12 protein-coding genes are annotated in these 20,814 nt (G+C 62.8%); 5 read left to right on the top strand and 7 right to left on the bottom strand.

The features are described 5' to 3' along the window. Window positions 1-5: 5 nt before the first annotated feature. Entirely contained in the window at window positions 6-986 is a 981-nt protein-coding gene (hemC, locus tag B0B52_RS10510) for a hydroxymethylbilane synthase (RefSeq protein WP_077593594.1), read from the bottom strand. A gap of 80 nt (window positions 987-1,066) precedes the next feature. Here hemC and ppc point away from each other — a divergent pair, with 80 nt between their 5' ends. From ppc to B0B52_RS10530, 4 genes are all read left to right on the top strand, one after another. After that, window positions 1,067-3,937: a phosphoenolpyruvate carboxylase gene (ppc, locus tag B0B52_RS10515; protein ID WP_077593595.1), complete on the top strand. Its 2,871-nt coding sequence runs from the start codon at window positions 1,067-1,069 to the stop codon at window positions 3,935-3,937. Window positions 3,938-4,122: 185 nt separating this feature from the next. Continuing rightward, on the top strand, window positions 4,123-4,353 hold the full coding sequence (locus tag B0B52_RS10520) for a hypothetical protein (protein WP_077593596.1): 231 nt from the start codon (window positions 4,123-4,125) through the stop codon (window positions 4,351-4,353). A gap of 2 nt (window positions 4,354-4,355) precedes the next feature. Then, entirely contained in the window at window positions 4,356-12,521 is an 8,166-nt protein-coding gene (locus B0B52_RS10525; RefSeq protein ID WP_077593597.1) for a GH36-type glycosyl hydrolase domain-containing protein, read from the top strand. Between the two features lie 283 nt (window positions 12,522-12,804). Then, on the top strand, window positions 12,805-13,917 hold the full coding sequence (locus B0B52_RS10530) for an endonuclease/exonuclease/phosphatase family protein (RefSeq protein WP_077593598.1): 1,113 nt from the start codon (window positions 12,805-12,807) through the stop codon (window positions 13,915-13,917). Window positions 13,918-14,902: 985 nt separating this feature from the next. Here B0B52_RS10530 and B0B52_RS10540 read toward each other — a convergent pair. The 3 genes from B0B52_RS10540 to B0B52_RS10550 form a co-directional block, all read right to left on the bottom strand. Continuing rightward, a complete protein-coding gene (locus B0B52_RS10540; RefSeq protein WP_077593600.1) occupies window positions 14,903-15,337 on the bottom strand; it encodes a hypothetical protein in 435 nt (144 codons plus the stop codon). Window positions 15,338-15,685: 348 nt separating this feature from the next. Further along, window positions 15,686-16,018, bottom strand: a complete 333-nt coding sequence (locus tag B0B52_RS10545) for a hypothetical protein (RefSeq protein ID WP_077593601.1) — start codon at window positions 16,016-16,018, stop codon at window positions 15,686-15,688. A 73-nt stretch (window positions 16,019-16,091) separates the two neighbouring features. Further along, the gene (locus tag B0B52_RS10550; protein ID WP_077593602.1) at window positions 16,092-16,826 is read right to left on the bottom strand and encodes a hypothetical protein; all 735 of its coding nucleotides are present in this window, start codon (window positions 16,824-16,826) and stop codon (window positions 16,092-16,094) included. 538 nt (window positions 16,827-17,364) lie between these two features. Between B0B52_RS10550 and B0B52_RS10555 the strand changes: the two genes are divergently transcribed. Then, window positions 17,365-18,000 (top strand): ATP-binding cassette domain-containing protein, encoded by a 636-nt coding sequence (locus B0B52_RS10555; RefSeq protein WP_077593603.1) that lies wholly within the window; start codon window positions 17,365-17,367, stop codon window positions 17,998-18,000. Here the strand turns inward: B0B52_RS10555 and B0B52_RS10560 are convergent. The 3 genes from B0B52_RS10560 to B0B52_RS10570 form a co-directional block, all read right to left on the bottom strand. Then, window positions 17,997-18,653 (bottom strand): tRNA-uridine aminocarboxypropyltransferase, encoded by a 657-nt coding sequence (locus B0B52_RS10560; protein WP_077593661.1) that lies wholly within the window; start codon window positions 18,651-18,653, stop codon window positions 17,997-17,999. The genes B0B52_RS10555 and B0B52_RS10560 overlap by 4 nt on opposite strands. 85 nt (window positions 18,654-18,738) lie before the next feature. Then, on the bottom strand, window positions 18,739-19,515 hold the full coding sequence (locus B0B52_RS10565; RefSeq protein WP_077593604.1) for a TerC family protein: 777 nt from the start codon (window positions 19,513-19,515) through the stop codon (window positions 18,739-18,741). A gap of 127 nt (window positions 19,516-19,642) precedes the next feature. Then, window positions 19,643-20,812 (bottom strand): AI-2E family transporter, encoded by a 1,170-nt coding sequence (locus B0B52_RS10570; RefSeq protein ID WP_077593605.1) that lies wholly within the window; start codon window positions 20,810-20,812, stop codon window positions 19,643-19,645. Window positions 20,813-20,814: the final 2 nt, after the last annotated feature.

Here is a 20,814-nt window from a genome sequence, read left to right on the forward strand (position 1 = left end):
GGCGCTCAGGGTGTGGAGGCGTTGCTGGCCCAAACCGCCCCACCGGCACGCAGCGAAGCGGCCACGTGTTCACCCAGGGCTTCGGCGTCGGCGAAGCTGCGCACCGGCGCGCGGTGTTCGGCGCGTACCAGGGGCTGGCCCGCCACGCCTTGCCCATCCGCGCCGGGCTCGCCCCAGGCAGCTTCCAGGCGCATCTCTGCGTCTTGCGGCTCACGGACAAAAGCAGCCAGCGGCATGGAGCAGCTGCCGCCCATGGCACGCGACACCGTGCGTTCGGCTGTCACGGCCAGCCAGGTCGGCTGATGCGCCAACTTGGCCAGCGCATCCAGCAGGTCGCGGCGATCGGCCCGCACTTCGATGCCCAGCGCGCCCTGCCCTGCGGCAGGCAGCATCGTGTCAGGCTCGAAGGCGTGGCGTATGCGTGAAGCCAGGCCCAGCCGCTTGAGGCCCGCAGCAGCCAGAACAATCGCCTGGTACTGGCCTTCGTCGAGCTTGCGCAGCCGCGTGTCCAGGTTGCCACGCAGTGGCTCTATCTTCAGGTCAGGCCGCAGCGCCTTGAGCAACACCAGGCGGCGCAGGCTGGAAGTACCCACCACGGCGCCGGTCGGCAACTCTTCGAGCGAGGAAAAATGATTGGACACCAGCGCATCGCGCGGGTCCTCGCGCTCCAGCACGCAGGCCAGGGCAAAACCCTCAGGCAAGTCCATGGGCACGTCCTTGAGCGAATGCACAGCCAGGTCGGCGCGGCCGTCCGCCAGTGCCAGCTCAAGCTCTTTCACAAAAAGGCCTTTGCCGCCCACCTTGCTCAGCGAACGGTCCAGAATCTGGTCACCCAATGTCGTCATGCCCAGCAGTTCCACCTGCCAGCCGAGGTGGCTTTCGAGCAGCGCCTTGACATGTTCGGCCTGCCACATCGCCAGCCGGCTTTCGCGCGTGGCAATCACAACGCGGGAGGAAGGGGAAGAGGGGGAAGAAACTGCGCTCACTCGTAACCTATTTGTAATCTTGGGGTGTCTCCGGATGCTAGCATGCTGCACTGCAAAACAAGAGCCAACAAAGGTAATCCATGGTGACGACGGTGCGTGCAAAAACCCCCAAAGAATCTCCTGCGGGACCCACCGGGGACACAGGCCGTCCGCGCGCCCGGGCCAGGGACAACGAGCGTCCGCTGGTCGAAGACATCCGCCTGCTCGGCCGCATCCTGGGCGATGTGATTCGCGAGCAGGAAGGTGTTGCCGCTTATGAGCTGATCGAGCAGGTTCGCAAGCTGTCGGTGGCCTTCCGGCGCGACGCCGACCACGAAGCCGACAAGGCGCTGAAGAAACTGCTCAAGGGCCTGTCGGGCGACCAGACCGTCAGCGTGATTCGCGCCTTCACCTACTTCAGCCACCTGGCCAACCTGGCCGAAGACCGGCACCACATCCGGCGCCGCGCCATTCACGAGCGCGCCGGCGACACCCAGGAAGGCAGCATTGAAGTGGCGCTGGCCCGCCTGCGCTGGGCGGGAATAGCTCCCAAAACGATAGCGAATATGCTGGCGCACAGCTTTGTCTCGCCGGTGCTCACGGCCCACCCGACCGAGGTGCAGCGCAAAAGCATCCTGGATGCCGAGCGCGACATCGCCCAGTTGCTGACCGCACGCGACGAGATCAGGGCGCGCGCCTCGGCAGTCAATGCCGCCAAGGACGCACTGACCCCGCGCGAGCTCGCCGCCAACGAGGCCCATCTGCGAGCGCGCGTGATGCAGCTGTGGCAAACGCGGCTGCTGCGTTTTACCAAGCTCACGGTGGCCGACGAGATTGAAAACGCGCTCAGCTATTACGAATCCACCTTCCTGCGCGAAATTCCCAAGCTCTACGCCGAACTCGAGCACGCGCTGGGCAGCCATCCGGTGCACAGCTTTTTGCGCATGGGCCAGTGGATAGGCGGCGACCGCGACGGCAACCCCAACGTCAGCGCCGACACGCTGAACTACGCCCTGCGCCGCCAGGCTGAAGTGGCGCTGCGCCACTACCTGACCGAGGTGCATTACCTGGGCGGTGAACTCTCGCTGTCCGCCATGCTGGTGGACTTCACGCCCGAGATGCGCGCACTGGCCGAGAGTTCGCCCGACACCAACGAACACCGGCTCGACGAGCCCTATCGCCGCGCACTGACCGGTGTGTATGCACGGCTGGCCGCCACGCTCAAGGACCTGACCGGAGGCGACGCGGCGCGCCACGCGGTTGCGCCGCAAAACGCCTACCTGGCCTCGGAAGATTTCCTGGTCGACCTGCGCACCATCGAAACTTCATTGCAGAGCAACCACGGCAGCGCGCTGGTCGCCCAGCGCCTGCATCCGCTGATCCGTGCGGTGGAAGTGTTCGGCTTTCACCTAGCCACGGTCGATCTGCGCCAGAGCTCGGACAAACACGAGGAAGTCGTCGCCGAGCTGCTGGCAGTCGCGAGGATAGAGCCGAAGTACGCCACCCTGGACGAGGTGGCCAAGCGCGAACTGCTGCTCAAGTTGCTCAATGACGCGCGGCCGCTGCGCGTGATCGGAACAAACTATTCGGCGCACGCTACCGGCGAGCTGGCAATTTTTGAAGCCGCACGCACCGCACGCGCGCGTTTTGGCAAAGAAGCCATCCGTCACTACATCATCAGCCACACCGAAACCGTGAGTGACCTGCTTGAAGTGCTGCTGCTTCAAAAAGAAGTCGGGCTGATGCACGGCACCCTGGACAACGGCGCCGTCCATGACCTGATCGTCGTGCCGCTGTTCGAAACGATTGAAGACCTGCGCAACGCCGCGCCCATCATGAGCGAGTTCTATGCGCTGCCCGGCGTGGCCCGGCAGGTGCAGCGCAGCGGCGCCGAGCAGGACATCATGCTGGGCTACTCCGACAGCAACAAGGACGGCGGCATCTTCACGAGCAACTGGGAGTTGTACCGCGCCGAGATCGCGCTGGTCGAGCTGTTTGACCAGCTTGCCAACTCGCACAACATCCAGCTGCGCATGTTCCACGGCCGCGGCGGCACGGTGGGCCGCGGCGGCGGCCCAAGCTATCAGGCCATCCTGGCGCAACCCCCGGGCACGGTGCGCGGGCAGATCCGCCTGACCGAGCAAGGCGAAGTCATCGGCTCCAAATACGCCAACCCCGAGATCGGCCGGCGCAACCTGGAAACCCTGGTCGCCGCCACGCTGGAAGCCACCCTGCTGCAGCCGACCAAGCCGGCGACCAAAGCCTTCCTGCTGGCCGCCGACCAGCTGTCGCAGGCCAGCATGGCGGCCTACCGCGCTCTGGTGTACGACACCCCGGGCTTCACCGAGTATTTTTTCAGCGCCACACCGATCCGCGAAATCGCCGAGCTCAACATCGGCTCGCGCCCGGCTTCCCGCAAGGCCACACAGAAAATTGAAGACCTGCGCGCCATTCCCTGGGGCTTCAGCTGGGGCCAATGCCGCCTGACCCTGCCCGGCTGGTACGGTTTCGGCGCCGGCATTGCGCAGTTTCTCGACCAGGGGGGCACGCCCGCCAGTCGCAAGGAAGCCTTGATCCTGCTACAAAAGATGTACAAGCAGTGGCCATTTTTCCGCACCCTGCTCAGCAACATGGACATGGTGCTGGCCAAAAGCGACCTGGCGCTGGCTTCGCGTTATGCCGAACTCGTCAGCGACGCCCGGCTGCGCAAAAAAATCTTCAGCGCCATCGAGGCCGAATGGCACCGCACGGCGGAAGCGCTGGCGCTCATCACCGGCGACAGGCAGCGCCTGGCCAACAACGCAGCCCTGCAACGCTCTATCCGCCACCGCTTTCCCTATATCGACCCGCTGCACCACCTGCAAGTCGAGCTGGTCAGGCGCTACCGGGAAGGCAAGGCCGATGACCGGGTGCAGCGGGGCATTCACATCTCCATCAACGGCATCGCCGCGGGCCTGCGCAACACCGGGTAATACCCGGGTCTGACGGGCCGGATCGGCGTGCGAAGTCAAGCCGCCCGTCAAGCTGTCGGATTCCTCCTACAGGGCTTCCAGTGGAATCTGATGGCGGTTCTCCGGGCTGAGCCCTAGGATGGGGTTAACCATGCCAGAAGGTCGCGAAGACGCGGCGCTGACACCCCACCCTTGGAGTCCACATCATGTCCACGTCACACGCCGAGGCTGCCCATCCCATTTCCGTCAGTCAGGCGCTTGTCAACAGTGACCTTGTGGCCCTGGCCTCCCACATGACGGACTGCGAGCGCTCACGCGGCCGTTTTTTCGCCGTGCACACCGCGCTTGAATCGTTGCATGCGATGACGGCACGACGCATTGTGACCACCGGCGCCATCGTGATCTGTTGCAGCCTGGGCCTGCTGGCCCTCGTCTGAGGGTGGACGCTGCCGTCCTGGACCGGCTCGAAGCACTAACCCCCCACGCCCGCCACATTCTGCTGACCCAGCGGGTCGAAGCCGAGGCGCCTATCCGCGCCGAACTGTTTGGTATCCACCGTTTTGAAGAACACGGCCGCAGCCTGGCCCAGGCGCAAGCCGTGCAGGCGGATGAGCAGTCGCGGCGCGGTGCTTCTTTTTTCCCCCGCGTGCAGGAAAACCTCGCGGCCCTGCGCAATGCCTACGACTATGTGGCGTTGACTTCGCGCAGCGGGCAATACCTCACGCCCGCCGCCGAATGGCTGCTCGACAACTTCCACCTGGTCGAAGCGCAGCTGCAACAAATCCGTGAAGGCGTACCGCGCCGTTACTATGCCAGCCTGCCCAAGCTTGCGGCTGCGCCGCTGGAGGGCCTGCCGCGCGTCTACGGCATTGCCTGGGCGTATGTGGCCCACACCGACAGCCTGCTCAATCCCCAGCTGTTCACCGCTTTCCTCAACGCCTACCAGGAAGTTCACGAGCTGCGCCTGAGCGAGCTCTGGGCGTTGCCCACCACGCTGCGCGTCGTTTTGCTCGAGAACCTGCGCCGCATGGCAGACAGCATCGCCCAAAGCAAAGTGGCACGGGAAGTAGCGCACGCTGTCTGGGACTGTGTGGACCGCCTCAGCGACGCCGACCTTGACACCATCTATTCGCTGATGACCCGGCGCGGCCTGCAGCGCAACTACCTGACCCAGCTCTGGCAGCGCATGCCCACCGAGCGGCTCGATATCCTCCCGCCGCTGGTGCTGTGGACCGAACGGCATTGCCCCGATGGCCCCGCACTGATGGTGGAAAGCCAGACCGCGCAGGTGGCCGCCAACCTCACGGTGGGCAACATCATCACCACCCTGCGTCTGATCGGGCAGGTGGACTGGGTCGAACTGATCGAGCCAGTGAGCCTGTCACTGCGCGAACTCAGGCGGCTGCCCAGCTTTTCACGGGAAAGCGAGCTGACCCGCCAACAGATCACCCAGTCCATGGAACGCCTGGCGCGTCTGAGCCGTCACACCGAACGCGCGGTGGCCGAAGCCGTGGTCAGCGCCGCAGAAGCCGTGCCCGACCACCTCCCCGATGCAGCCGTAGAACGTACCGCCGGCTTTTACCTGCTGGGCGCGGGCCGCTCCGCGCTGGAGGCTGCCTTGGGCATGCCCCAGGCCAGCAGGCAGCGCAGCGCAGAGCCGCGCAACTGGCGCCTGCCGGCATACATCGGCACCATTGCCGTCGTCACCGTGCTGATCGTGCTGGCGGCAGCACAGCGGGTGGACCTTCACAAATGGCAGGCGGTGCTTGCCCTGTTCCTGCTGGCCTGGCCGGCTTCTGAAGCCGCTGCGGCGTTTGTACACCGGCTGATCGCCGAATCACTCAAGCTCAGCTTCCTGCCGCGGCTGGACTTCAGCGGTGGCATTCCCTCCGCGCACCGCGTGCTGGTGGTCCTGCCCACCATGCTGAGTTCCCGCCCCTTCATCGACGAGCTGGCCAGGCGGCTCGAGCTGCACTGGCTGGCCAACCGGGAAAATCAAGCGCAATTTGCCCTGCTGACCGACTGGGTGGACGCCCCCACGGAACACCTGCCCGGCGACAAGGCGATGCTGGACGAGGCGCTGGCCCAGATCGCCGAACTCAATGCGCACCATCCGGCGCCGGCCGGCGCACCCCCGCGTTTTCTGCTGATCCACCGTCCCCGCCAATGGTGCGAAACCCAGCAAAAATGGCTGGGTTGGGAGCGCAAGCGCGGAAAGCTGGAGCAACTGTTGCGCGCGCTGGTCACCGGCCGCATGGACGCCTTCCTGCCGCTGGCACCCGGCCTGGCGCTGGCCAGCGGCATACGCTATGTGGTCACGCTGGACAGCGACACCGGCCTGCCTCCCGGCGCCCTGCGCGACCTGGTGGCGGTGGCGGCCCACCCCTTGAACGCGCCCCAGATTGATACCGCCTCGCGCCGCGTGGTGGCGGGCTACGGCATCCTGCAGCCACGCGTGGTCACGCCGCTGCCGAGTCCGGCAGAACGCACGCCCTTTTTGCGTCTGTTCGCCGGGCAGTGCGGCATAGACCCCTACAACAACGGCGCTTCTGACGTTTACCAGGATCTGTTCGGCAGCGGCAGCTTCAGCGGCAAGGGCCTGCTGCACGTAAACGCGGTGCACGAGGTGCTTGATGCACGCCTGCCCGGCGAGTCCGTGCTCAGCCACGACCTGCTGGAAGGCAGCATCGCACGCTGCGGTTTCGTAAGCGATGTGGCCTTGATCGAAGACCATCCGCACCACGCCGGCGTCGCCGCCTCGCGCATTCACCGCTGGACCCGCGGTGACTGGCAGCTCTTGCCCCTGATGCTGCACGCCGCCCACTACGGCATCGACGGGCTGGGCCTCTGGAAAATGGCCGACAACCTGCGCCGCTCGCTGGTCATGCCTGCCACGCAGGTTTTGCTCATCTGTGTCATCTTCACCGGCGCCATGCCCCTGTCCATCGCTTTGGTGGTGACGTTCGCGGCCTTGTTGTCCGGGCCCGTGCTCGGTGCACTGGCTGGCCTGGTGCCCACACGGCGAGGAATTGCCTGGCGCCATTTTTTCCATGTAGGCCGCAGCGAGCTGCTGCGCGCCCTGGGTGGCGCGCTCTGGCAATTCAGCCAGCTCCCAGCGCAAGGGGTGCTGCTGCTGGACGCTGCTGCCCGCTCGCTCTGGCGCATGGCCGTCAGCCGCCGCCTGCTACTGGAATGGATCACCGCGGCGCAAGCCCAGGCCGCCGCAGGGCACAGCCTCGCGAGTTTCCTGCGCCAGCATGGCCTGGTGTCGCTCTGCTGCGCGGCGATGGCCGTTGCGGCACTATGGGGCGCTTACCCGGCAGCGGGCGCTGCGCTCTTCCTGCTGTGGACTGCCGCGCCCGTGGCCGCCTGGTGGGCCAGCAAGCCGCGCACCGCCGAAGCGCAACAGCTGCAGGACAAAGACCGGCAATACCTGCACACACTGGCGCGTGACACCTGGCGCTTCTTCGAACGGTCCGTCGGCGCCGAAGACAACCACTTGCCGCCCGACAACCTGCAGATGGTGCCGGAGCCCACGCTGGCGCACCGCACCTCGCCCACCAACATCGGCCTCTACCTGCTGGCCGTCTGCTGTGCGCGCGAATTCGGCTGGATCAGCACGAATGAGCTCATCGGTCGCCTGGAAGCCTCGCTGGACAGCATTGAGCGCCTGCCCAAACACGAGGGCCATCTGCTCAACTGGTACGACACGCGCACACTGGAAATACTGCAACCGGCCTATGTGTCGGCGGTGGACAGCGGCAACCTGGCCGGCCTGTTGCTGGCGGTGGCGCAATCGTGCCGCGCACTGGTGCAGGCCGGCGTTGACGGACAGCCGCCGCAAGCCTCATTGCTGCGCCTGGCCACACGCTGCCAGGCACTTTACGCAGCGATGGACTTTCGCGGCCTGTATGACGGCAAGCGGCATCTGTTTCATATCGGCCTGCGCGTGCACGAGCAAGCCCTGGACGCGAGCTACTACGACCTGCTGGCATCCGAATCGCGGCTCACCAGTTTCCTGGCGATTGCCAAGGGCGACGTTCCGCTCCGGCATTGGGCTGCGCTGGGCCGCCCCTTCCTGTCAGTGGGTGTGGCGCCGGGGCTGAAGTCCTGGTCGGGCTCGATGTTCGAGTACCTCATGCCTTCCCTGCTCATGCACGAGCCGCGGCACGGCCTGATGCACACCGCTGCACAGGCAGCTGTGGCCGAGCAGCAGGCCTTCGGCGATGAACAAGAGCTGCCGTGGGGCATCTCGGAGTCGGCCTATTTTGCGCAGGACCACTCGCTGGCGTTTCAGTATTCACCCTTTGGCGTGCCGCGCCTGGCCTTGCGGCGCACGCCCCCCACTGACCGCGTGGTCGCACCTTACGCCACCTTGCTTGCGACATTGTTCGACCCGTCCGGGGCCACACGCAACCTGCAGCGGCTCGAACAAATGGGCGCTCGCGGAGAACTCGGCTTTTATGAAGCGCTGGACTTCACCATCTCGCGCCAGCCGGAGGCAGCCGATGCGCAGGCCTTCAGCGTCGTGCAGGCCTTCATGGCACACCACCAGGGCATGGCGCTGGCAGCCCTGTGCAACGTGTTATGCAGCCACGCGCCGCGGCGCTGGTTCTGCGCCGACCCGCTTGTCCTTGCGCACGAAGCATTGCTGCATGAGAGCACGCCGCGCCAGATCGTCGAAAGTGCCGACCCGCGGCTGCCCCCCGAGCCCGGCGGCTATGTCCCGGAGCCGGTGTTCCGGTCGCGCGAAGTGAACCCGCTGGGCGCCGGCTGGAAACCCACCCAGTTGCTGTCCAACGGAAATTACAACGTCGTGCTGCGCGCCAACGGCGCGGGCCTGAGCCGCTGGCGGGGCCGCAATGTGACGCGCTGGCGCGACGACATGCTGCGCGACGGCTACGGCAGTTTTTTCTACCTTGCGCGCAGCGACGCCCAAGGCAAGCAGCTCGTGAACTCGCTCACCTCGCGGCCGGCACCGGGGCCGGGCTGGCGTTACCAGGCGCGCTTCATGGCCGACCGCGTCCAGTTCGACGCGCAAGGCGACAACCTGAGCGCAACCATCACCGTGCTGGTCAGCCCCGAGGACGACACCGAACTGCGCACCGTGGTGCTGCACAACACGGGGCGCAGCGAACAGCTGCTGGAACTGGTCTCCTGCTTTGAGGCGGTGCTGGCCGATCCGCGCGCCGACGAAGCGCACCCGGCGTTTTCCAACCTCTTTGTGCAAACCCGCTGGGAGCCGGAATGGCGCGCCCTGATGCTTACCCGCCTGCCGCGCCTGCATGGCGATCCTCAGATGGCGGTTTCTCATTTCCTCGCCGAGGTTGATGCAGACCTGCTGTCGGTCGACGGCATTGCTGACCGCAGGGTGTTTGCCGGGCGTCATCAACCGGCGCAGCATCCTGCCCTCGGCAAGCAGCCGGTGGATGGCGCCGGCCAACCGATCAACGGCCTCGATCCGGTGGCCAGCCTGCGCGTCAAACTGCGGCTGGCACCCGGCGCCATGGCGCGGCTCACCTTTGCCACCACAGCGGCAGAAAACCTGGACGAGCTCACCGCCCGCATCGACCAATACCTGCAACCCATGCATGTGGAGCGTGCCACCCGCATGGCCGCCACGCTGGCCCAGGTGCGGCTGCGAGACCTGGCCCTGACACCCGAAGAAAACCTGGCCCTGCAGGACCTGAGCACGGCGCTGGCGTACAGCGTGGCACGGCCCGCCGAGCGCACGCCGCTGGACCAGCGCCAGCTCTGGCGCTTTGGCATTTCCGGCGACAAACCCATCGTCCTGTTGCGCATTCACTCGCCCAGCGGCATACCGCTGGTGCATGCACTGCTGCGCGCCCAGCCGTGGTGGGCATTTGGCGGGTTGGGGGTCGACCTGGTGGTGCTCAACAGCGAAGCCAACTCCTACCTGATGCCGCTGCAGCGCGACATCCTCGCGCTGCGCGACCGGTTGATGCAGGCGGTGCAGCACAGCTTCAGGCGTGACGAAGCAGCCAGTTCGTCGGCAGGTTTTTTTCTTTTGCGCGAGCAGGAGATGACCCCCAACGAGAAGACGGCGCTCACCGGTCTGGCGCGCGTGGTGTTCAGCGCCGACGGCCGGCCGCTGGAAACCCAGGTGGCGGCCATGCGCGAAGACTGGTTGCCGCAAAAACCCACCGATCTCACCCGCACCGCGCTGACCGGCTACGCCTCCTCTCATTTCCCTGAGCACCAAGAACCCCCCGAGCCCGGCGTCTTTGATGCAGAAAGTGGGGAGTTCCGCTTTGGGCTCCACGGCGGCCAGCGGCTGCCCAAGCCGTGGATCAATGTGATCGGCAACCCGGGTTTCGGCTTTCAGGTGTCGGAAACCGGCAGCGGCTACACCTGGGCCACCAACAGCCGCCTGCACCAGGTCACGACCTGGTCCAACGACCCGGTGCGCGACCCCGCATCGGAACACTGGCTGCTGCAGGACCTGGACAGCGGCGAGGTGTTTCCCTTGACCCCTTCGCTGCTTGCGCCTGCCGGCAGCGAATGGCGCGTGCGCCATGGGCAGGGCTACACGGTGTTCGAAGGCAGGCTCGCCGGCCTGGAGCTGGAGGCCACTTTTTTTGCCGACCTGAAAGACGCCGTCAAGGTGGTTCAGGTTCGTGTCCGGCTGGAGGGCGCAAAGCGGAGGCGCCTTCGCGCCATTGCCATGGTTGAGTGGCAGATGGCCGATGCCAGAGGCCGCAGGCGCACCCTGCACAGCTGGAACGGCGCCGAGCGGCTGGCCCTGTTTACCCAGCAGCGCGAAAACCGCGACGGTTATGGCGGCAGCACGGCTTTTCTGGCACTGGCGGGCGCAGCAGGCGGCACCCAATGGACCTGCGACCGCAGCGAATTTTTCGACACGCTCGGCCAGCTGGTGCTGCCGGCCACTTTGGGACGGCGCAGCGGCGCAGCGCTTGACCCCTGCGCCGCCATTTCGAGCGAGTTCGAGCTGAATGCCGGGGAAGGCGTGGCCTTCAGCTTCATCCTCGGCCATGCGGCAGACAGCGCCGGCGCCGAGCAGCTGGCCCGGCAGTGGGCACAACGCAATACGGCCCAGGCGCTTGCGGAGGTGCAAGCCTGGTGGTCCGGGCTGCTGGGCAAGGTGCAGGTCAGCACACCCGACCCGCTGTTCGACGCGCTGGTCAACCACTGGTTGATCTACCAGACCGTGGTCTGCCGGCTCTGGTCCAAAGCCGGCTTTTACCAGGCGGGCGGCGCCTCCGGCTTTCGCGACCAGCTACAGGACGCCATGGCCCTGGGCTTGGCGGACCCGGCGCGCCTGCGTGCGCAAATTGTGCTGAACGCCTCGCGCCAGTTCCCCGAAGGTGACGTGCAGCACTGGTGGCACGCGCCCGGCGGCGAAGGGGTGCGCACGCATTTCTCCGACGACCTGCTCTGGCTGCCTTACGCCTGCGCGCATTACGTGGACATCACCGGTGACGCTGCCCTGCTGGACGAGAACGCGGCCTTCATCGACGGCCCGGCCATTCCTGAAGGCGCAGAAGACGCTTACTACGCTCCGCAAATCAGCGCCCAGTCGGCCAGCGTGTACGAACACTGCGCCCGCACCCTGGACCGCAGCCTGGCCGTGGGTGTGCACGGCCTGCCGCTGATGGGCACCGGCGACTGGAACGACGGCATGAACCGTGTCGGCCACGAAGGCAAGGGCGAGTCGGTCTGGCTGGGCTGGTTTTTGTGCGCCGTGGCACAGAACTTTGCACCCCTGGCCCAGGCGCGGGGCGACAACGCACGTGCCGAAAAATGGTTGCTGGCCCGCCAGGGCTGGATCGCCGCGCTGCACGACGCCGGCTGGGACGGTGCCTGGTTCCGCCGCGCATTTTTTGACAACGGCGCGCCCCTCGGTTCAAGTGCCAACAGCGAATGCCGCATTGACCTGATTGCCCAGGCCTGGTCGGTGTTGTCCGGTGCCTCCACGCCGGCCTTCACCGTGCCCGCCATGCTGGCGCTCAAGCAGGAACTGATTGACGAAGACACCGGCCTGCTGCATCTGCTGCACCCGCCACTGCAGCATTCGGAAAACAACCCCGGTTACATCCAGGCTTACCCGCGTGGCGTGCGCGAGAACGGTGGGCAGTATTCACACGCCGCCGTCTGGGCCATGATGGCGCAGGCGCAGACCGGCGACATCGAAGGCGCCTGGCGCAGCTTCGAAGCACTGAGCCCGGCACACCGCAGCGCACACCCCACGCGCGGCCCCGCCTACGAGATTGAGCCCTACGTACTGGCCGGCGACGTCTACAGCGCCGCGCCCTATGCCGGCCGCGGTGGCTGGAGCTGGTACACCGGCTCGGCCGCCTGGCTGCACCGCGCGGCCCTGGAAACGCTGCTGGGCCTGTCGGTGCGCCGGGGCGAGCTTTCGCTGGCACCACGCGTTCCTGCGCACTGGCCGTCGTTTGACATCACGCTGCGACTGGATGGCCGCGTTGTGGTTCTGCGCTGGCAACAGGCCGGCGCGGCGGTTGCCGACGGGTTCAAACCCGACCGCGTGCTCGCGCCCGGCGAAGTGCTGCGGCTCGCCGACCTTCCCATACAGGCTTTCGTGCTGGTACAGCCTGCGGCCTGAGCTTTCCCTTCGTCGCGCAAATGCTATCTATTTGATAGCCAATTGCGCCCGTGCAATAAGGACAAACGGCCATTTTTGCTCTCAATCCGCACGGTACGAGGGTTTTGGGGCATTTTTGCCGGCAACCTGACCCGGCTTTGTCACACCGCCCGTGTTGAATAGACACCGGGGCCGCCGTTATTCTTTCTGACCAGCGGCAAGCTCCTCCAAATAGAGGATGCCCGCCGGAGAACAGATACCTACACTGCCTCGACGATCGTCATCGCCACCAAGGAGAACTTCCATGCGCCTTGCCACTTTCAACGTTGAAAACATGTTTGACCGCGCCAAGGCCCTGAACGGCGCCAACTGGGAAGAAGGAAAGCCCGCGCTGGAAGCCCACAAGGAACTCAACGCCCTGTTTGAAAAAGCCAGGTACAGCGCCGCCGACAAGGCGCGCATGCTCAGTCTGTTTGAAAAACACGGTTTGCTTAAAACTGACGACAGCCCCTTGCTGTTGCTGCGCAAAATTCGCGGCCAGTTGATCAAACGACCACGCGTCGGCGACGCCGAGATCGTGGCCACCGGCCGAAAGAGCTGGGTCGGCTGGGTGGAACTCAAAACCGAACCCGTCAACGAAACCGCCACCCTCAACACTGCGCGCGTGCTGGGCGAAATCAATGCCGACGTGCAGGCTGTGATTGAAGCGGAAGACCGCACCACCCTGCGGCTTTTCAACCAGCAACTGCTGCCCGAAGTGGACGCCAAGCCCTTTCAGCACGTGATGCTGGTAGACGGCAACGACGACCGGGGCATCGACGTAGGCCTGATGACGCGCCCGAAGTTTCCCATTGTTTCGATACGCTCACACGTGGACGACACCGACGCCAGCGGCACCATCTTCAGCCGGGACTGCGCCGAATACGAAATCAGCCTGCCCGGTGGCAAGCGGCTGTGGGTGATGGTCAACCACCTCAAAAGCAAGGGCTACGGAAGCCAGGCCTCCAATGACGCCAAACGCAAACGCCAGGCCAAGCGCATCAGAACTCTTTACGACGCCCACCTCGCCGAAGGCGACACACTGGTTGCCGTGGTCGGCGACCTCAACGAAATTCCAGACAACGACCCGCTGACGCCCCTGCTTCGCCAAAACTCCACCCTCATAGACATCTCTTCGCACCCAAAATATGAAAGCGGCGGCCGCGAAGGAACCCACGGCAACTGCGGCCCTTCCGCCAAGCTGGACTACATCCTCCTCTCGCCCGATCTGTACGCCAGCGTCACCGCCGCCGGCGTGGAGCGCCGGGGCATGTGGGGTGGCGTCAACGGCACTTTGTGGGAGCACTTCCCTGAAGTGAGCAATGCGGACGAAGCGGCCTCGGACCACGCAGCGCTTTGGGTGGATCTGGATCTTTAGGTGGCTGCCGGCACGCGTGCGGCGATATCAATGAAGCAGAATTCGCCGTCTTTCAGTGACCTTTTCCAGTGTGGTCTACCCGCTCCCTCCGAATGACATGTTATGTCGGATCGGCGTTCCTTCTGCGAACCGAGCGACGCCGCTTTTTCTGAACCTTTGAAGAACCCCACGACGATTCTTGCTTGGGGAGAAGGTGATCTGGCACCGAGTAAGAATTTACCTGCTTTGGATACCTGGCCCTAAGAGAGGGATGCATACGATCAGGAAAGCTCATGCCCCACAAGGCAAAGAGAGGACCGAGGATTGGCAGAAAAGCGACTACCGTCAAAGCGACCTTAAGTAATACAGGGTCGTGCCTCCTCCACACAAAAATTGAAACACCAAAGGACACTAAGCTCGATGCACCCAAGACCGCTAGCATCGAGAGTGGGACTTCGGCTAGGAGCATACGTCTAGTCTGAGGTTCAAAGGCAATGAAGCCACGCTCAACTCACGGATGATCACTGGACGCGATTTAAAGCTCATTTTGTGAATCCTACGTAGAGATGCAAGATAAGGGAGGACGCTACCAACGCCCAACCCAGATATGTAGCGATCCAGCGAAAAATGCGGTAGTAGATCTCATTGTTGCGAGTGTCATAGTGGTCTATGACCCACGAGACGAATACGCAGGCTCCAACCAGCAATGCCAATGACATCAGCCACGCCGAGCCACCCTCAAGAAACACAAGCAACCGCCCTCGCTGGGAGAACTTCAAGGTGTGGGTGACAAGACCCGCAACCCCGTAGGTTGTCAGGATGAAGGCGAGGAACAGGTTCCATGACCTCTCCCCACTCGACAGCCGGTTCGGTTGGTGTGCGCTACGCGGCATGCGCCGTCGCTGGGGGGGTTCGGAATCGGCCATCGAGAGGAATGACACTCAAAAGTTGGAACTACCCGGCATGCAATTCAGATACATACGGGTTAGATGGTTATGACCATCGGTCAGGGTTGCGTCCCTTCCGGCGCACGTTGATAGACAAGCTCAATACCTCCCGCGTTATCTCTGGTCACCAGCTCGGATGAAGACACTGACACCAGCGGCTGGGTTGCGTACCGGATCTTGCCACCAGAGAATTGGCGACCATTCTCCTGCAAGTACCTGCGCTTGAGGTTGGTCCCGTCGTAAGACCATTCCCCGGCATAGTCCAGTCGCTCCGATTGACCGTCTGCGGCTGTGGCGTGTATCCGGTCTGCGAACTTGCCATCCTGGCTCAGTGAAAGTACACGGCGAGACTTTACGCCGCCTGACTCTGCCTCCCTCAACCAGGTGCCCACCAGCTTGGCGCGTGTCTCGTCGGTACGCGCGCTTTCTTCGTTGTCACAACCCGCTGCGAGGGCCAGGGCGACGAGTAGAGGTAGAAGAATGGTTTTCTTCACTTGAATTAGCCTTCGTCCGTTTTGAATGTAGCTTTGACTTCAGACGAGACTTCCGCGCCTAAGCTCCACGTCATTTTGCATGCGCAACCCTCAACCGGGCATTCCATCCAACCTTCAGTTGGCGGGCTGCCATACCCGAGTAAGCGATGCGGGTTGAACAGATGTCCACATTGCGTACAGAGTTCATCCGCGCCCGGAATGTCCTTTGGTGCTGCCGTCAATCTCTGTCTCCTGTACTGATCGTATGACTTGAAAAGGAACCCCAACACCTGCGGCGAAGCCTCCTTATGCTGTTGCGGATAAGACCCCCCCCCGATAGAACTTCCGTGTCGACCGATTTGTTAACCCTCACGGTCGCCCAGTTCCAGCGAGATATGCACGCACCCCTTCAGCGCTATTGAACGGAGGAGGTGAGTCAAAGTATCGAACTTCATCCAGGGCTTCCAACAGATTCGCATGATGGTCGGGCATCGCCGGCACAAGGAAATAGACACCGTTCTGCACCACAAACAGCCCGCGCTTGTTTGGAACTGAAAACAACGGCTCCAGCGAATTTCCCCGATCATCCCAAAAGAGCCAGTCTGCCGACTCTACATCCAAGCCTTCGCACTTGGCTACCGCCGCCGCCTCGCTTTCAAATGTGATCAATGTGCACTCGTCTGTAGCTACAGCAAAAATCATAAGGGCGAACGTTTGACATGAGAGGCTCGACCCGGCTTGTCGGCGCGAGTCCTTTCGATAAAAGAATTGAGTGTCATACCGGAGCTGTTCCCGGTTCTTGCCGGTACTTAAGGCTTGATTTGTCGATGACTATTTTGTGGCGATCCAGCTGCTCCATCAACTCACCGGGAACGGAGTCTCTCAGTGGGTTAATGAAAACTCTCTCGATCAGCATTTGCACATTCACTGGAACACGTATGCCTTTGGTCAGCCGCGCAAGGTCAACGTTTCTTGGGTCAATCTTCCAGAGCAACAGGCGAAACTCGCGTTCATCAAAGTATGGAATATCCTTTGTCATCACCAGATTGAACACATTACCTACGGGTGTTCGTTCACGCATAAAGTCTACGTAGTCGACTGTGCCGCCCGTGATTGCGCCAGCAAAGCCATCAAAGGAGGCTTGAACGCGCTCGAAGGTGGTTCGCACCGCGATGCCACGCTCGGCGTATGCCTTCCACATGAGATACGACTCACTTTCGTTCATGTGCCAGCAGCTTGCAAAGAACTCAGCTTGGTTCTCTTCGTATTTCTTGACCTCTTCCCACGCCGAACCCTCGTTGCTATGGTTCTGCGCTTTAAACCAGCGTGCCAGGTGCTCCCGTGTTCGATGGGTTAGCGAGCCTTCTAATCCATCTGAGAAAGCGGGTAAATGAGTGAAGAACAGCTCTTCGGATTGGAGGAGATCTAAAAGCCGCTCATAGGGAAAGTATCGCCACAGCGGTTGCCTAGTGTTTGCCGGATAACGCAGCGTTTTGTGCCGTTCGAACATAGTGCTTTATGGCGCCCAACCTTGACATATCCCGCAACACTGCGGAGTAACATGGCCAGTAGTCAATGACACAGATTGCTATCCACGCGGCCACTGGACCAAATTCGTGAGCGGATTCAGTATTTGCACTATAGCCGTCCAACCAAGAAGGCCAGCCTGCATTTGGGTGCCCCTCTGCATCCGTTAGCGCGGGGACGGCCAAATGCGGTATTCACGCAACATGGCAAAACCGGTGTCGATCCCTTCCTGGACATGTTCGCCCCTTGTTGAACGCGTTGGCTGCCTGATCCGCTATTAATTCAATAGCTGCTAACGCTCGTATTCAAAAGGGTAGCACCTGTTTTCATGCATAAGCAACGCAGATGCACATCGCTGGGCACTAAAAAGACCGGTATTCAAGCATCAAATCAGCAGTTTGCCCAGGCGTTACGGGCGCCGATAGCTATTAAATCAGTAGCAACTCCTGTCCAGGCACTACCCTACAACAGTTCGCCCCGGCGGAACAAGATGCACTCCACGACTCGTGTCCAATACCGACATGAACACCCTCACCTCCCCCGTCATCCTTGAAGTGAAAGGCCTGGGTTTTCGCTACCCCGGGCACACGCTGTTCTCGCAATGGTCGGCTTCGCTGTCGTCTGGCGTTACGCTGGTTCTGGGTGGTGACGGGCGTGGCAAGACGACGCTGTTGCGTCTGCTGGCCGGGGAACTGGCGGCCGATGCGGGGCAGCTTTGCATCAACGGAATCAATCTGAAGGCGCATGCCAAGGACTACCGCCAGCAGGTCTTCTGGACAGAGCCACGCACGACTGCGTTTGACCACATGACACCGGCGCAGTACTTCGATTTTCAGCGCAGCATGTGTGCCGGTTTTAATGACGATGTGTTGGCCCAATGTGTGGATGGCCTGTCGCTGGCGCCGGAGCTGAACAAGCAGGTCTTCATGCTGTCTACCGGCTCGAAGCGGAAAGTGTGGATGGCGGCGGCGTTTGCCTCGGGTGCGGCGCTGACGTTGTTGGACATGCCGTTTGCCGCGCTGGACAAGGCGTCGATTGTGTATGTACTGTCCCTACTGGAAGAAGCCGCAGCCCATCCTTCGCGTGCTTTCGTGGTGGCTGACTATGTGGCGCCGCCCGGAGTGCCGCTGGCCGGAACAATCGATTTGGGCGACTAGGCCTTTTCCTGCCGATAGGCGAGTTGCTGCGCCACAAAATTGTCAAAGGCGGTCAGCAAAGGTTGAAACTTTTCAGCATCGCCTTCGAGTTGCATCAGCGCCGCACAAGTAGCCTCCAGCGTGGAGAGTTGGTCGGGTTGACGGGCTTTACGAATGCGGTACCTCGAAGGCGGCAGGCCTTGTAGCGACAGGCGCGGCAAGTGCTGCAGCGCGGGGTTGAGGTAAAGCATCTTGCGGCTCTTGCGCCAGGTGCCGTCCAGCACCAACAGGCGCAGGCTGGCGGGCTCTTGCGAGGCTTCTGCCGGCAACACAGGTGGAGCAGCAATACCCAATGCCCGGTCTTGCGGCATGTCGGGGTACAGAAGAAGGGATTGCCTGACTTTGCCCTTCGCCTCCGCTGAAGCTGACGGCGCACCGAACAACTCGTGGTCTGTAAACACCTCCCCGGTCAGCAGGCGGCTGTGCGGCAGGCACAGGTGCAGCAGCCGCGCGCTGCCCTTGGGGTTGTCGGCTTCCATGGGATGCTGAAGAATCAACACGTCTACCTCATGCGCCACCGGCGTGACCCAGGCGCAAATGCAGGCGCCCTGCGGGCGCAGGCAGCTTGCGCAGCGCGCCCGCACAGGCGAGGTCAGGGGTACTGGTGGTGACATGTCAGGCAAGGCGATGGCTATCAAATAGATAGCTGGTTGCGCCCGTGATTAAAGGGCCAGTGGCCAATATGACCACGAAGAACCCTCATTCCGGAGCATCAACACCCGGGGGGCGCCCACCCGCAACATAGGGCGCGTGCAGGTGCGCCGGCTTGGCTGAGCGGCGGCGCAGGCGCAGGTTGAGCATCTCCACGCCCACCGAGAAAGCCATCGCGAAATAAATGTAGCCTTTGGGCACATGGTGATCGAAGCCTTCTGCAATCAGCGCCACGCCAACCACCACCAGGAAGGACAAAGCCAGCATCTTGACAGTGGGGTGCTGTGACACGAAGCGCCCTATAGCACCGGCAAACAGCATCATCAGGCCAACAGAAGCAATCACCGCAGCAATCATCACGGCCAGCTCGTCCACCATGCCGACGGCGGTGATGATGGAGTCCAGCGAAAACACCATGTCCACCACCATGATCTGCAAAATCACGGCGGCAAGGGTGGCCTTGACGGTACTGGATGCGTGCCCTTCTTCTCCCTCCAGCGACTGGTGAATCTCACCCGTGCTTTTCCAGATAAGGAAGAGCCCGCCGCCAATGAGGATCATGTCGCGCCCTGAAATCTCCTGCTTGAACACAGTGAACATCGGCTCGACCAACCCGATGATCCAGGACAGCACCAGCAGCAGGCCAATGCGCATGAACATGGCCATGAACAGGCCCACCCGGCGCGCCAGTTCCTGCTTCTCCTTGGGCAGCTTGTCCACCAGTATGGAGATGAAAACAATGTTGTCGATGCCCAGCACCAGCTCCAGCGCAGTGAGCGTTGCAAAGGCTATCCAGGCTTGTGGGTCAGTCAACAATTCCATCATGGCGATTCTCCGGTGGACAGAAGTTCTTTACAAGCAGGGGCCGCGGGACTGGCTTTGCCAGACCGCAGGCGCAGCGGCCCCCTCGGGGGGCAGGGAGCGACACGCAGTGCGCGACCGTGGGGGCCCATCACGAACCCAGGAATTCACCCAACGGCTTAAGGTCATCCACCCGGTCACACACAGACTTGACCATCATCATGATGGGAATGCCCAACAGCAAACCCCACACGCCCCAGAGCCAGCCCCAGGCCAGCAGGGCCACAAACACCGCCACCGGGCTCAACCGGCTGGCGCGGCTGGTGAGCCAGGGCGTAATCAGGTTGCCAACGATGGTGTGAATCACCAATGAGGCGCCGCCCACCAGCAGCGCCATATTGAGCGAGCCAAATTGCAGAAAAGCCACCAGCGCGGTGGCCACCGCGGTCACCAGCGAGCCCACGTAAGGCACCAGGTTGAGCACACAGGCGGCAATGCCCCAGACCGCGGCATTTTCCAGCCCGATGGCCCACAGTGCGAGCCAGGTCAACACGCCCACCAGCAGGCTGGTGAACAGCTGCACCTGCAGGTAGCGCTGGATCTGCTCGGTGACTTCATGCAGGGCTTGCAGCGTCACCTTCTTGTCGCTGATGCTGGGGCCGGCCAGCTTGAGGAGCTTGCGCCGGAAGCTGTCGCCCGAAAGCAGCAGAAAAAAGGTCAGGAAGATGACCACGGTGATCTGGCCGAGCAGTGCAATCAGGCCGATCGTGCCGGTCCACAGGTAGTCCTTGACGTTGAACCGGGCCCGCTCGACCACCACCCGCATGGCGCCGCGATTGTTGCCAGGGCCGGCGCCCTCCTGCGCAGCCTGCTCAATCTGCGATGCGGCCTTCTGCACTGTGTCCAGTGTGCTGTCGGATTTGCCACTCCTGGTTTTCATGGCGTACCTGAATTTTTGTGCCGCCACAGGCAGCGACTCGATCAGTTGCCCGGCTTCATCCCGCAACGACCAGGTGGTGGTACCCAACACACCGACAACGGCCAACATCAATACGGAAGAAGCCAGCCAGCGTGGCACGCGCTTGAGTTCCAGCCAGTTGACCACCGGAGAAAACGCGTAGCTGAACAGAACGCTCAGCATCACCGGAATAAACACCATCTTCGCCCAGTGAAGGACGAACAGGATGCCCAGCCCGGCCAGCACCATCAGCGACATGCTGCGAATGTCCACCGGCATGTGCAGCAGCAATCGCTCCGGTTCGGGAAAGGTGGTCACCCCGGGTTCGTCGGGCGGGGAATCAGGCGCGCGTTCTTCGGTCATGG

It is taken from the genome of Polaromonas sp. A23 (genome assembly GCF_002001015.1).
GTDB lineage: Bacteria > Pseudomonadota > Gammaproteobacteria > Burkholderiales > Burkholderiaceae_C > Polaromonas.

Bases quoted from the DNA above. Each gene is read 5' to 3' on its own strand.
- ppc (WP_077593595.1), top strand. From the start codon at position 1,067: ATGGTGACGACGGTGCGTGCAAAAACCCCCAAAGAATCTCCTGCGGGA.
- B0B52_RS10520 (WP_077593596.1), top strand. From the start codon at position 4,123: ATGTCCACGTCACACGCCGAGGCTGCCCATCCCATTTCCGTCAGTCAG.
- B0B52_RS10545 (WP_077593601.1), bottom strand. From the start codon at position 16,018: ATGATTTTTGCTGTAGCTACAGACGAGTGCACATTGATCACATTTGAA.
- B0B52_RS10565 (WP_077593604.1), bottom strand. From the start codon at position 19,515: ATGATGGAATTGTTGACTGACCCACAAGCCTGGATAGCCTTTGCAACG.
- B0B52_RS10570 (WP_077593605.1), bottom strand. From the start codon at position 20,812: ATGACCGAAGAACGCGCGCCTGATTCCCCGCCCGACGAACCCGGGGTG.
- B0B52_RS10550 (WP_077593602.1), bottom strand. From the start codon at position 16,826: ATGTTCGAACGGCACAAAACGCTGCGTTATCCGGCAAACACTAGGCAA.
- B0B52_RS10560 (WP_077593661.1), bottom strand. From the start codon at position 18,653: ATGTCACCACCAGTACCCCTGACCTCGCCTGTGCGGGCGCGCTGCGCA.
- B0B52_RS10555 (WP_077593603.1), top strand. From the start codon at position 17,365: ATGAACACCCTCACCTCCCCCGTCATCCTTGAAGTGAAAGGCCTGGGT.
- B0B52_RS10530 (WP_077593598.1), top strand. From the start codon at position 12,805: ATGCGCCTTGCCACTTTCAACGTTGAAAACATGTTTGACCGCGCCAAG.